Annotated in this window: 12 protein-coding genes and 1 other annotated feature; all 12 genes read left to right on the top strand. The window is 47.6% G+C overall.

Annotated features, from left to right (window positions below):
- The first annotated feature begins 185 nt into the window (after window positions 1-185).
- The 12 genes from ADM98_RS00360 (at window position 186) to ADM98_RS00305 (ending at window position 12,765) form a co-directional block, all read left to right on the top strand.
- Entirely contained in the window at window positions 186-641 is a 456-nt protein-coding gene (locus ADM98_RS00360) for a CtsR family transcriptional regulator (protein WP_053451757.1), read from the top strand.
- A 25-nt stretch (window positions 642-666) separates the two neighbouring features.
- Window positions 667-1,095 carry a hypothetical protein gene (locus ADM98_RS00355; RefSeq protein ID WP_023466580.1) on the top strand — a complete coding sequence of 143 codons (429 nt, stop codon included), beginning with the start codon at window positions 667-669 and terminating at the stop codon, window positions 1,093-1,095.
- Entirely contained in the window at window positions 1,088-2,161 is a 1,074-nt protein-coding gene (locus tag ADM98_RS00350; RefSeq protein WP_053451756.1) for a protein arginine kinase, read from the top strand. Before ADM98_RS00355 ends, ADM98_RS00350 begins: the two co-directional genes overlap by 8 nt.
- The gene (gene clpC, locus ADM98_RS00345; RefSeq protein WP_035413120.1) at window positions 2,161-4,608 is read left to right on the top strand and encodes an ATP-dependent protease ATP-binding subunit ClpC; all 2,448 of its coding nucleotides are present in this window, start codon (window positions 2,161-2,163) and stop codon (window positions 4,606-4,608) included. Before ADM98_RS00350 ends, clpC begins: the two co-directional genes overlap by 1 nt.
- 75 nt (window positions 4,609-4,683) lie before the next feature.
- A complete protein-coding gene (gene radA / locus ADM98_RS00340; RefSeq protein WP_029343076.1) occupies window positions 4,684-6,060 on the top strand; it encodes a DNA repair protein RadA in 1,377 nt (458 codons plus the stop codon).
- 127 nt (window positions 6,061-6,187) lie between these two features.
- Window positions 6,188-7,273: a PIN/TRAM domain-containing protein gene (locus tag ADM98_RS00335; RefSeq protein WP_053451755.1), complete on the top strand. Its 1,086-nt coding sequence runs from the start codon at window positions 6,188-6,190 to the stop codon at window positions 7,271-7,273.
- Between the two features lie 132 nt (window positions 7,274-7,405).
- Window positions 7,406-8,089 carry a 2-C-methyl-D-erythritol 4-phosphate cytidylyltransferase gene (ispD, locus tag ADM98_RS00330; RefSeq protein ID WP_053451754.1) on the top strand — a complete coding sequence of 228 codons (684 nt, stop codon included), beginning with the start codon at window positions 7,406-7,408 and terminating at the stop codon, window positions 8,087-8,089.
- A 2-nt stretch (window positions 8,090-8,091) separates the two neighbouring features.
- A complete protein-coding gene (gene ispF / locus ADM98_RS00325; RefSeq protein WP_053451753.1) occupies window positions 8,092-8,574 on the top strand; it encodes a 2-C-methyl-D-erythritol 2,4-cyclodiphosphate synthase in 483 nt (160 codons plus the stop codon).
- A gap of 43 nt (window positions 8,575-8,617) precedes the next feature.
- Entirely contained in the window at window positions 8,618-10,066 is a 1,449-nt protein-coding gene (gene gltX, locus ADM98_RS00320; RefSeq protein ID WP_053451752.1) for a glutamate--tRNA ligase, read from the top strand.
- Window positions 10,066-10,284 (top strand) — a binding site (T-box leader). (Overlaps the previous gene by 1 nt.)
- Before the next feature lie 27 nt (window positions 10,285-10,311).
- Complete coding sequence (cysE, locus tag ADM98_RS00315; protein WP_268760699.1) at window positions 10,312-11,013, top strand: serine O-acetyltransferase; 702 nt, start codon at window positions 10,312-10,314, stop codon at window positions 11,011-11,013.
- Window positions 10,967-12,364, top strand: a complete 1,398-nt coding sequence (gene cysS, locus ADM98_RS00310; RefSeq protein WP_053451750.1) for a cysteine--tRNA ligase — start codon at window positions 10,967-10,969, stop codon at window positions 12,362-12,364. Before cysE ends, cysS begins: the two co-directional genes overlap by 47 nt.
- Window positions 12,361-12,765, top strand: coding sequence for a Mini-ribonuclease 3 (locus ADM98_RS00305; RefSeq protein WP_023466600.1), 405 nt, complete (start codon window positions 12,361-12,363; stop codon window positions 12,763-12,765). The genes cysS and ADM98_RS00305 overlap by 4 nt, the downstream gene beginning before the upstream one ends.
- Window positions 12,766-12,784: the final 19 nt, after the last annotated feature.

Raw genomic sequence — 12,784 nt, 5'->3', positions numbered from 1 at the left:
GAACGCCGAAAGTAGTTGGGGGCTTCCCCCTGTGAGGATAGGACGTTGCCAGGCACTTGACCGATCTGCAGATTGCAGGTCGGTCTTTTTGTGTTTTCTAAAAAGCCTTATCAGTTGCATTTCTTTTTTTAGATGATTACTATTAAATCAAACAATAGTCAAAGATGGTCAGAGAGGTGGTGCCAATGCAAAACATCACAGATATCATCGAAGCCTATTTAAAGCAAATTTTACACGACGAAAAGACGATTGAAATCAAACGTCAAGAAATTGCACAGCGTTTTGACTGTGTACCATCGCAAATCAACTATGTCATCAATACTCGTTTTACGGTCGAAAAAGGTTATTTTGTTGAAAGTAAACGAGGTGGCGGTGGGTACATTCGGATTCAAAAAATCGTTGTGCTCGATAGTCACGATCTATTAGATGAAGTCAGTTCATGGATTGGTGATCATTTGACGGAACAAGCTGCAGAAGATTACTTGATTCGTTTGATGAACGAACAATTATTGACGCGGCGGGAAGCTATTTTGATTCAATCGCTGTTGCAAAAAGAGAGTTTGCCGATGGCGATCGAAGATCAACACCGGATGCGTGCCCACTTGATGCGGACGCTTCTTCAAACTATGAAGCGACTCTAGTCGTCGGACATTGGAGGAATGCACTATGCGTTGTCAACGATGTGGCGAACGAGAAGCAATCGTCCGTGTCAAACTTCCACAAGAGTCAGAAACCGATGAAAAATTCTTATGTTCGGTTTGTGTGAGGGAGTTAGCACGTGAGTATCAAGGGACGGCCTGTCCGTCTTGTGGTATGACCCGCCAACAATTGCTTCATCTTCGTAAAGTCGGTTGCCCGACTTGTTATTCATTTTTTAAAGACGAAGTCGACGGGATGGTTCGCCAGTTCCAACACGGTCATACGCAACATTATGGCTCACGTCCTGATGAGGAATCCGTTGAAAAACGATTGAATCAGCAGCTCAGTCGGCTTAAAGAACAATTAAATCGCAAGATCTTAGCAGAAGATTATGAAGAAGCAGAAGTCATAAAACAACAGATTGAGAGTGTCGAGGAGGATTTGCGTCATGTTTGAAGAGTTGCTCCAACACCCTTTAAGCGAATCGATGAATCAATCTTCTCCCTTTGACGACATCGTCGTTTCGACACGTATCCGATTAGCACGTAATACGACACGGTATCCGTTCTCAACGATGTTGTCGGAGCAACAGGCAAATGCATTAATTGAAGAGACGGAACGCCAACTCAATGGGATGAAAGGTTTCCGGTTTGGTCGTGTCGATCAAGCGGATGTACTGACGCGAACCGCTTTAGTAGAAAAGCATCTGATTAGTCCAGCGTTAGCGAGTCATCCGCGAACAGGTCTCTTCATTAGTGAAGATGAGCAGATTAGTGTCATGGTGAATGAGGAGGATCATTTCCGCATTCAGACGCTCTTGCCAGGACTACAGCTCGAAGAAGCATTTCGCATCGCAAAACAAGTCGATCGTTTGATTAGTGAACGATTTAAGATTGCTTTTGATGATACGCTTGGTTATTTAACTACGTGTCCGAGTAACGTCGGAACAGGTCTCCGTGCTTCCGTGATGTTGCACTTGCCGGGACTCGTCCTGACGAATCAGATTCAAGGGTACATCAAACACTTACGGCAGCTAGGATTCGCGATTCGTGGGCGTTACGGCGAGGGAAGTGATGCTTCTGGTCGCATGTTCCAGCTTTCAAATCAACGGACTCTTGGGGCAAGTGAGGATATGCTGATCACGGACTATCAATTTGCGGTCGAAGCATTAATTGAAGCAGAACAAGCAGCAAGAAAAGGATTATTGGAGATGTATCAAGAAGAACTAGAGGACAGACTATATCGTTCCTACGGTATCTTGACCTCAGCTCGATTGATTACAGCTCGAGAGGCGACGGAACGACTATCGGATGTTCGCTTAGCAGATAGTCTGGGATTAGAGGTCAATCTTCCTCCAAATCTTTTTCATCAGCTGCTCGTTTCGTTACAAACAGGTTTTCTACAAAAGCATTTCGGGAAACAATTAACATCTAGAGAACGGGACATTGAACGGGCAAAACGAATCCGGACGATGTTAACCGAACAGACAAATAGGGATCACACACAAGGAGGTTTTGCATAATGATGTTTGGACGATTCACAGAACGTGCACAACGTGTATTGGCACTTGCTCAAGAAGAGGCAGTACGGTTGGGGCACCATAATATCGGAACAGAACACATTTTACTCGGACTTGTACGTGAAGGAGACGGAATCGCTGCGAAAGCATTAACAGCACTTGGTCTCAGTTCAGATAAAATTCAGATGGAAGTCGAAGCATTGATCGGTCGAGGACAAGATGGTGCAACGACGATTCACTATACACCACGTGCGAAAAAAGTTATTGAGCTATCAATGGATGAGGCACGTAAACTTGGTCACTCTTACGTCGGGACAGAACACCTTTTACTCGGTTTGATTCGAGAAGGAGAAGGCGTTGCTGCTCGTGTCTTGAATAACTTAGGTATCAGTCTTTCAAAAGCTCGTCAGCAAGTACTCCAGTTGCTTGGGAACAGCGAAACAACAGCAAACGCATCGCAAGCCGGTTCAGGTGTTGCAACACCAACACTTGATGGTCTTGCTCGTGATTTGACGCAACAAGCGCGTGAAACACGTCTTGACCCAGTCATTGGTCGCGCGAAAGAGATTCAACGCGTCATTGAAGTTTTGAGCCGCCGGACGAAGAACAACCCGGTCTTGATTGGGGAACCAGGGGTTGGTAAAACAGCTGTCGTTGAGGGTCTTGCTCAACAAATCATCAACAATGAAGTACCGGAGACGTTACGTAATAAACGCGTCATGGTACTCGACATGGGAACACTCGTCGCCGGTACGAAATACCGTGGTGAATTCGAGGATCGCTTGAAAAAGGTCATGGATGAGATTCGTCAAGCTGGGAACATCATTCTCTTCATCGATGAGTTGCATACATTGATTGGAGCAGGGGGAGCAGAAGGTGCGATCGATGCATCGAATATCCTTAAACCATCACTCGCGCGAGGCGAGCTACAGTGTATCGGAGCTACGACACTTGATGAGTACCGGAAGTACATCGAAAAAGATGCGGCACTCGAACGTCGTTTCCAACCAATCCAAGTCGCTGAGCCAACGACAGATGAAGCAACACAAATCCTATTCGGTCTTCGCGATCGTTATGAAGCACACCACCGTGTGACGATCACAGACGAAGCGATTCAAGAAGCCGTCACATTGTCGGATCGATACATTTCGGATCGTTTCCTTCCAGATAAAGCGATCGATTTGATTGATGAAGCGGCATCAAAAGTTCGTTTACGCTCGTATACAGCGCCACCGAACTTAAAAGAAGTCGAAGCGAAACTTGAAGGTATCCGTAAAGACAAGGACGAAGCTGTCCAGAGCCAAGAGTTCGAAAAAGCAGCAAGCCTTCGTGATACGGAACAAAAATTACGTGATGAGCTGGAGCGTTTGAAAGAGGAATGGCAGAATAAACAGGGCAACGAAAAACTTGAAGTCACAAAAGATGACATCGCCCAAGTCGTTGCTAACTGGACAGGTGTACCGGTCACGAAGATCGCGGAAGAAGAGACCGATCGTCTCCTTCGCCTCGAAGAAATCCTTCACGATCGTGTCATCGGTCAAAATGAAGCCGTTAAATCAATCTCAAAAGCGATCCGCCGGGCACGGGCTGGACTTAAAGATCCAAAACGTCCGATTGGTTCGTTCATCTTCCTCGGTCCTACAGGGGTTGGTAAGACAGAGCTTGCACGTGCGGTTGCTGAAGCAATGTTCGGAGATGAGGATGCGATCATCCGGATCGACATGTCAGAGTACATGGAGAAACACGCAACGAGTCGTCTCGTCGGTTCACCTCCAGGGTATGTCGGCTACGAAGAAGGCGGTCAATTGACAGAAAAAGTTCGCCGGAAACCATACTCGGTTATCTTACTTGATGAAATCGAGAAGGCTCACCCAGAAGTCTTCAACATTCTCTTACAAGTACTTGATGATGGACGCTTGACGGACTCGAAAGGTCGGACGGTTGATTTCCGTAACACGATCATCGTCATGACATCGAACGTCGGTGCAAGTGCCCTTAAACGGAATAAATATGTCGGATTCGCTGTTTCGGAAGATACGGATCGCGAATACAAAGATATGAAAGATAAAGTCATGGAAGAACTCAAACGGGCGTTCCGTCCAGAGTTCTTGAACCGGATTGACGAAACGATCGTCTTCCACTCACTCGAGAAACAACACATCGAAGAGATCGTGAAGTTGATGGCGAAAACCCTTGAAAAACGTTTGGCTGAACAGGAAATTCATTTCGAATTGACACCAGCTGCCCTCTCGAAGATCGCTGATATCGGATACGATCCAGAGTACGGTGCGCGTCCAATCCGTCGTGCCCTTCAGCGGGAAGCGGAAGACCGGTTGTCAGAAGCATTGCTCGCAGGTGATATCCAAAAAGGAGAGCATGTTGCGCTTGATGTCGAAGAGAACGAATTCATCGTTCGCCGGAATCACGTGAGTTCTGCCGCAACGGAATAAGCACTGAGCACAGGGCCAGCTTTCGCACTTTCTGAGCGAAGCTGGTCCTTTTTTTGAAAAGAAAGGATGAATCGATTGGCTAAGTTAAAAACAAAGTTCGTTTGCCAAAGCTGTGGAACCGAATCACCGAAATGGATGGGACGTTGTTCGGGGTGTGGAGAATGGAACACGATGGTCGAAGAAGTCGTTGAAGAGAAAAAAGGACGACGCGGTGCCGCATTCGTTCATACGACAACAAAACAATTAAAACCAGAACGCCTCGCGAACATCGTCTCGCAAGAAGAGAGTCGCGTCTTTACCGGAAGTGGTGAATTCGACCGCGTTCTTGGTGGCGGCATCGTTCCCGGATCGATGGTACTCGTTGGAGGAGACCCGGGGATTGGGAAATCAACGATTCTACTTCAGACGAGTGCTCGTCTTGCCCAGCGTGGCGAAAAAGTCCTCTACATCTCAGGGGAAGAGTCGCTCAAACAAACAAAGCTGCGCGCGGAACGACTGGGATTACCGACGCAAGATTTATTTGTCCTTAGTGAGACAGATATGAATATGATTGAACGCGTCGTCGATGAAGAACAGCCACGTTTTTTAATCATCGACTCGATTCAAACTGTCTACATTGATGAAATTCAATCGGCGCCAGGGAGCGTAACACAGGTACGTGAATGTACAGCAATGCTGATGAAAATTGCGAAGAGTCGTGGTATTGCGATTTTCATCGTCGGTCACGTCACAAAACAAGGTTCGATTGCCGGCCCTCGTTTGCTTGAACACATGGTCGATGCCGTCTTGTACTTCGAAGGCGAACGTCACCATACGTTCCGCATTTTACGCGCCGTTAAGAACCGGTTTGGTTCGACGAATGAAATCGGGATTTTTGAGATGCGGGAGTCAGGACTCGAAGAGGTCCTCAATCCATCCGAAATTTTCCTCGAAGAGCGGACATCTGGCGTATCTGGTTCGACGATCGTTGCATCGATGGAAGGGACACGGACGGTTCTCGTTGAACTGCAAGCGCTGATTTCACCGACGTCGTTTGGGAACCCTAGACGAATGGCGACCGGAATTGATCAAAATAAGGTGGCTTTGTTGATGGCTGTCCTTGAGAAACGATCGGGTCTTCTCTTGCAGACACAAGATGCTTACCTCAAAGCAGCGGGTGGTGTAAAGCTCGACGAACCAGCGATTGATTTAGCAGTCTGTGTCGCCATTGCTTCAAGTTTCCGCGATAAGCCGACGCGTCCGACTGATGTCGTAATTGGTGAAGTTGGATTGACAGGCGAAGTTCGACGTGTGTCGCGGATTGAACAACGCGTAGCAGAAGCCGCTAAACTTGGTTTCACACGCGCCATCATTCCAAAAAATAACCTGGGTGGGTGGACGTATCCAGATGGCATTACGGTCGTTGGTGTCGAGAGTGTGGACGAAGCATTACGTGAAACCATCCCGTTTTAAGCTGGAATGACGCAAAAAGTGGGGAAGCTGTAATGGATATGTAAACAGTTTCCCCTCCTTCCGGCGTAGGTAGTTCAAATCAGTACATGTTACAATGAACTTAAAATAAGCAAAGGAGGTGAGAAGATTGAAAATCGTCATTCGGGTATTTTTTGCATTACTTGGACTTGCCCTCGGGATTTTGTTGCTGCCTCAGTTCTTCCAATTAATTGAAACGGCAACGAATACGACATTCCCTGCATGGTTGATGAGCGAATACGTAACTGGAACGATTGGTGCACTCATATTCTTATTAATTGGATTATTCATTACGGATTCGGTAATTCGACTTCTCCGATTTTTAGAAGAACGACTTGTCAAAGCCCCAGTAGCAGATCTCTTTTTTGGAACATTTGGTCTTTTGATCGGGTTGGTACTAGCATTCCTCGTCAGTACATTGATTGATTTGGTAGGTATCCCTGTCTTAAGTAATGTCTTAACGATTTTCGTGACCGCGTTATTCGGATATCTCGGCTTTACGGTCGGTTATCGCAAACGTCATGAATTGACAAAAATCTTCTTACGCAGCAACCAAAGTGAGAAAAAGGCGACACCAGAAGTGATCGTACCAGCTAAATCAAACAGTAAGGTTCTCGATACGAGCGTCATCATCGATGGTCGGATCACGGATATTACGAAAACTGGCTTCGTTGAAGGGAAACTAATCGTCCCGCAATTCGTCATCGGTGAGTTGCAGTACATTGCGGACTCTTCCGATACGTTGAAACGAAACCGGGGACGTCGTGGACTCGACGTCTTAAAAGAGTTACAAGAGATTCCAGGAGTCGAGGTCGAAATTTATGATGGCGACTTTGAGGATGTACCGGAAGTCGACATTAAGCTGATTAAACTAGCGGAACTCGTCAAAGGCATCGTCGTCACGAACGACTATAACTTGAACAAAGTCTGTGAAGTTCGACATGTGCCTGTCCTCAACATCAATGATCTGGCGAATGCCGTCAAACAAGTCGTCATTCCAGGAGAAGAGATGACCGTCCTTGTCATTAAAGAAGGGAAAGAACAAAAGCAAGGCATCGCCTATCTCGAAGACGGAACGATGGTCGTCGTCGAAGGCGGAAAACACTTGATTTCCAAAACAATCGGCGTCGTCGTCACGAGTGTCTTGCAGACGTCAGCAGGACGAATGATTTTTGCGAAACCACAAGAAAAATGAGACACTATGCTTAGAGAGACATCGAGAGGCACTCGGATAGACCCCGTAACGGATTCGATTTCACGATCGAGTCCGTTTTCGGTGTGACGAAGTGCGGCATGATGATCAGTTAGGAAGAAAAGAGGGAATTTGATGTCTACAGCCACGTATCGTGTCGTCATCCCCGCTGCTGGTGCTGGTAAGCGGATGGGCGCTGATCGTAATAAATTGATGCTCGAACTGAGAGAACGTCCAATCATTGCTTGGACACTAGACGTCTTTGAGGCAGATCCTGCATGTACGGAGATCGTTCTTGCCATCAATCCACTGGAGCAAGATTGGTTCACAAGCATTACCGCGTCGTATACGACATCCATTAAACTTGTCGCAGGTGGTGCCGAACGTCAAGAAAGTGTACTCCGTGGTCTTGAGGCACTTGAAGGGGAAGGAATCGTTCTAATCCATGATGGCGCCCGACCGTTCATTTCGCAGGAAGCGATTCATGCTGTCGTACAGGCGGCAACTTTAAATCAGGCGGCGATTCTCGCTGTACCGATTAAAGATACGGTGAAACGAATCGAAGCGAATCAAATCAGTGAAACGGTTCCACGTGAGCAGCTGATGGCAGCACAGACACCGCAAGCGTTTGATCTTGCGACGATTCGTACGGTTCACGAGAGGGCGGCAACGAAATACCTAGGAACCGATGATGCAAGTTTGATAGAATGGGACGGAGGAAAAGTGACGATCGTTACCGGTCACTACGAAAATATCAAGATGACGACACCGGACGACTTATGGTTCGGTGAAGCGATTCTAATGAAACGAGGGAAATGATCATGATTCGAATTGGACAAGGTTTTGATGTACATGCCTTTGCAGAGGATCGGAAATTGATTTTAGGCGGCATCGAGATTCCGCATACGAAAGGATTGCTCGGTCACTCGGATGCTGACGTCTTGTTACATACGATTGCCGACGCAGCACTCGGTGCGATTGCAGCAGGAGATATCGGAAAACATTTTCCGGATACGGACCCAGAATTCAAAGATGCAGATTCAGCAAAATTACTTGAGCATGTCTACGCACTCGTTAAACAACAAGGGTACGAGCTCGGCAACCTAGATGCGACAGTCATCGCCCAGGCGCCAAAGCTTCGTCCGTATATTGATACGATGCGGGCGCGGATCGCGGAATTACTCGAAGCGGACATTGAACAGATCAATGTCAAGGCAACGACGACGGAATGGTTAGGTTTTACGGGACGAGAAGAGGGAATCGCTTGTCAAGCAGTGATTCTACTGAAACGAATCGAAGAATAAGGTATACTAGATAAGCGAATTTTAGTCGAAGGAGTGATTGGCAATGGCAGAAGTACGAGTACGTTATGCCCCAAGTCCAACAGGACACTTGCATATCGGGAATGCCCGGACTGCATTATTTAACTATCTGTTTGCACGCCATTTAGGCGGTAAGATGGTATTACGAATCGAGGATACGGACCAAAAGCGGAACATCGCAGATGGTGTCGAGAGTCAAATGAAGAATCTTGAGTGGCTCGGTGTCGATTGGGACGAAGGTCCAGGTCGCGGTGGCGAGTATGGTCCATATTCACAAATGGAGCGTCTCGATATCTATCAAAAGTATACGGATGAGTTACTTGAAAAAGGACTCGCTTACCGTTGCTATATGACATCGGAAGAGCTCGAAGCAGAACGCGAAGCGCAAATTGCACGTGGTGAAGCACCACGTTATTCAGGTGCACACCGTAACCTGACAGCAGAACAAGAAGAAGCGTTCCGCGCAGAAGGTCGCACGCCGTCGATTCGGATTCGTGTGCCGGAAGATGTCACGTATACATGGAATGATATTGTCAAAGACGACGTCTCCTTCGAGTCAAAAGATTTCGGTGACTGGGTCATCGTCAAAAAAGACGGCATTCCGACGTATAACTTTGCTGTTGTCATCGACGATCACTTGATGGCGATCAGTCATGTTCTTCGCGGGGATGATCATATTTCGAACACACCGAAACAGATGATGATCTATGACGCGTTCGGTTGGGAATATCCGACGTTCGGTCACATGACATTGATCGTCAACGAATCACACAAAAAACTCTCAAAACGCGATCACTCGATCATCCAGTACATCGAGCAGTATAAAGAGCTCGGTTATCTCCCGGAAGCATTGCTAAACTTCATCACGCTTCTCGGCTGGTCACCGGTTGGCGAAGAGGAAATCTTCACAAAAGAAGAGCTCATCAAGATCTTTGACGCGGATCGTCTCTCGAAGAGTCCGGCTGTCTTTGACCAAAACAAATTGGCTTGGATCAACAGCCAGTACATGAAACACCAATCGTTCGAAGAAGTATTCGAAGCGAGCCTTCCGTTCTTACAAGAAGCAGGTCGCGTTGAAGCATCACCTTCAGAAGAAGAGCTCGCTTGGGCACGTGATCTCGTCTCACTTTACCGTGAGCAGATGACGCACGGTGCAGAAATCGTCAAGCTTTCAGAGATGTTCTTTGAAGATGAAGTGGTGTATGATGAAGAAGCAAACACTGTCTTGAGCGGCGAGACGGTTCCGGCTGTTTTAGCAGAATTCGCGAACCAGTTACGTGCTTTAGAAGAGTGGACACCAGAAGCGATTAAAGCATCGATCAAAGCGACGCAAAAAGCAACTGGTCAAAAAGGGAAAAACTTGTTCATGCCAATTCGTGTCGCGACGACGGGACAGACGCATGGTCCAGAACTCCCGAACACGATTCAATTACTAGGAAAAGACCGTGTGCTTGCACGGCTTGAAGCAGAATAACGAAAGCGTAGACGAGGAAAGTAACGATGCGTCTTCTTCTCCAGAGACAAGCTCGAATGGTGCGAGGGCTTGAAGAAGCGAATCATGAAATGCCCCTCTGAGTGCTGCCCGAAATCGGTGAGAGTAGGCGCAGACGTATCTCCGGCGTTAACGGACGTCGAGAGGGACGAGTATATCGTCCAAACAGAGTGGGACCGCGCTTCGTTAGCGTCTCTGTGCAGCAATGCATGGAGGCGCTTTTTCTTATGGAGAGGAGAACGAATATGACACGGATACGAGAAGATATCCGCAATGTGTTTGAGCAAGATCCAGCTGCCCGCAGCACGTTAGAAGTCATTTTGACATACCCGGGCTTACATGCGATATGGATGCATCGTCTTGCCCATCGGCTCTGGAAAGCGAAGTTTCGCTTACTCGGTCGATTGATTTCGCAGTTCAGTCGCTTTTTGACCGGCATCGAGATTCATCCGGGAGCGACGATTGGACGCCGTTTCTTTATCGATCACGGGATGGGTGTCGTTATTGGTGAGACTACGATTATCGGTGATGATGTCACGTTGTTTCAAGGCGTGACACTCGGCGGAACGGGGAAAGAAACAGGAAAGCGTCATCCGACGATTGAAGACGGAGTTCTTGTTTCAGCAGGTGCTCGTGTCCTCGGCGACATCACGATCGGGGCATACTCTAAAATTGGAGCGAGTTCCGTCGTCCTAAAACCTGTTCCTCCGAATGCGACGGTCGTCGGCATTCCGGGACGCGTCGTCATTCAGGACGGCATGAAGGTCGAAGCACCACTCGATCATCGTTTCCCGGATCCCGTCAGCGAGTGCCAAGAGCGAATCGAAATGGAACTAGAAGTATTAAAACAAGAAATCGAACGGATCAAAGGAGGGCGACGTCATGATTCAACTGTACAACAGCATGACCGGAAAAAAGGAACCATTTAAGCCATTAGAAGAAGGAAAGGTCAAGATGTATGTCTGTGGCCCGACCGTTTATAACTACATCCATATCGGAAATGCGCGTCCAGCAATCGTCTTCGATACGGTCCGTCGTTACTTCACGTATCGCGGATATGAAGTCAAATACGTCTCGAACTTTACTGACGTCGATGATAAGATCATTCGGACGGCGAACGAACTCGGAGAAGACTACCATGCGTTAACGAAACGTTTCATCGAGGCATATCATGCGGATACAGGAGCTTTGAATGTCCAAAAAGCGGATATTCATCCACTCGTTACAGAAACGATGGACGATATCATCGCCTTCATCGAAGTGCTCGTTGAAAAAGGAAATGCCTATGCATCAAGCGGCGATGTCTATTTCCGAACACGTAGCTTCGATGACTACGGACAATTAAGCCAACAGTCAATCGACGAATTACGTGCAGGTGCGCGGATCGAAGTAGGAGATAAAAAAGAAGACCCACTTGATTTCGTTCTCTGGAAAGCAGCGAAACCAGGTGAACCGGCATGGACGAGTCCATGGGGAGAAGGACGACCAGGCTGGCACATCGAATGCTCGGCAATGGCGAAGAAGTACCTCGGTGAGACGATTGATATCCATGCGGGTGGACAAGACTTGAAGTTCCCACACCACGAGAATGAGATTGCTCAATCGGAAGCATGCAATTCACAGAAGTTCGCAAACTACTGGATGCATAATGGTTTCTTGAACATCGAAAACGAGAAGATGTCGAAATCACTCGGTAACTTTCTGACGGTCCATGAAGCGATTCAAGCGGTCGATCCGATGGTCTTGCGTTTCTTCATGTTATCGGTCCAGTACCGTCACCCGATCAACTATAGTCGTGAATTGATCGATCAGGCGGCAAATGGTCTCGATCGGATTCGCGAGTCGGTCGCAAATATCGAACATCGTCTTGAAATGACGGCTGATCTCGGAACAGGTGACGAGAAGTGGTTGAATCGTCTAGCGGCGATCAAGGAACACTTCATCACATCGATGGATGATGATTTCAATACAGCGAATGCGGTGACGGATTTGTTTGATCTCTCGAAAGAAGCCAATCTATACCTCGGAGAAGCACATGTGTCGAAACAGGTGCTCGAACAGTTTCTCGCACTGTTCTCGGAATTATCAGATGTCCTTGGTGTGACGTTGACAGTCGACAAAGGCTTGCTCGATGAGGAAGTCGAACAGTTGATCGAAGAGCGGAATACAGCCCGTCAAAATCGTGATTTCGCACGAGCGGACGCGATTCGCGACCAACTGCGTGATCAAGGTATCCTGCTTGAAGACACAGCACAAGGGATGCGGTGGAAGCGCGGATGAAGAACTACAAACAACTCAATGCACTCGCGTTAGCGTACATGGGCGACGTCGTCTATGAAATTCGTGTGCGGGAGCGATTGCTTGAACAAGGATATGTGAAACCGGGCGAACTACACAAAGCAGCCGTCCGGTACGTTCGGGCACAAGCACAAGCGACAGTCGTAACGCACTGGTTGAATACGGATGCGTTGACGGAAGAAGAAGCAGCGGTCGTCCGTCGTGGGAAGAATGCAAAATCTGGTTCTGTCCCGAAAAGCACAGACGTTCATACGTATCGTTACGCGACAGCATTTGAAGCATTACTTGGTTATATTTATCTTTCAGAAGGAGGAGATCGTCTTGAAGAACTCATCGGACAAGCGTTCGAATTACTCGAAGCCGAAAAAACAGACGAGTCCTAAGGTTACTGGCGCTAAGCCG

It is taken from the genome of Exiguobacterium sp. BMC-KP (assembly GCF_001275385.1).
Lineage (GTDB): Bacteria > Bacillota > Bacilli > Exiguobacteriales > Exiguobacteriaceae > Exiguobacterium_A.
This window is presented reverse-complemented; position numbering and strand designations above follow the sequence as displayed.

Excerpts from the sequence above, each read along its gene's own strand:
- ADM98_RS00360 (WP_053451757.1), top strand. The coding sequence starts at position 186 with ATGCAAAACATCACAGATATCATCGAAGCCTATTTAAAGCAAATTTTA.
- ADM98_RS00355 (WP_023466580.1), top strand. The coding sequence starts at position 667 with ATGCGTTGTCAACGATGTGGCGAACGAGAAGCAATCGTCCGTGTCAAA.
- ADM98_RS00350 (WP_053451756.1), top strand. The coding sequence starts at position 1,088 with ATGTTTGAAGAGTTGCTCCAACACCCTTTAAGCGAATCGATGAATCAA.
- clpC (WP_035413120.1), top strand. The coding sequence starts at position 2,161 with ATGATGTTTGGACGATTCACAGAACGTGCACAACGTGTATTGGCACTT.
- ispD (WP_053451754.1), top strand. The coding sequence starts at position 7,406 with ATGTCTACAGCCACGTATCGTGTCGTCATCCCCGCTGCTGGTGCTGGT.
- ispF (WP_053451753.1), top strand. The coding sequence starts at position 8,092 with ATGATTCGAATTGGACAAGGTTTTGATGTACATGCCTTTGCAGAGGAT.
- gltX (WP_053451752.1), top strand. The coding sequence starts at position 8,618 with ATGGCAGAAGTACGAGTACGTTATGCCCCAAGTCCAACAGGACACTTG.
- cysE (WP_268760699.1), top strand. The coding sequence starts at position 10,312 with ATGGAGAGGAGAACGAATATGACACGGATACGAGAAGATATCCGCAAT.
- cysS (WP_053451750.1), top strand. The coding sequence starts at position 10,967 with ATGATTCAACTGTACAACAGCATGACCGGAAAAAAGGAACCATTTAAG.
- ADM98_RS00305 (WP_023466600.1), top strand. The coding sequence starts at position 12,361 with ATGAAGAACTACAAACAACTCAATGCACTCGCGTTAGCGTACATGGGC.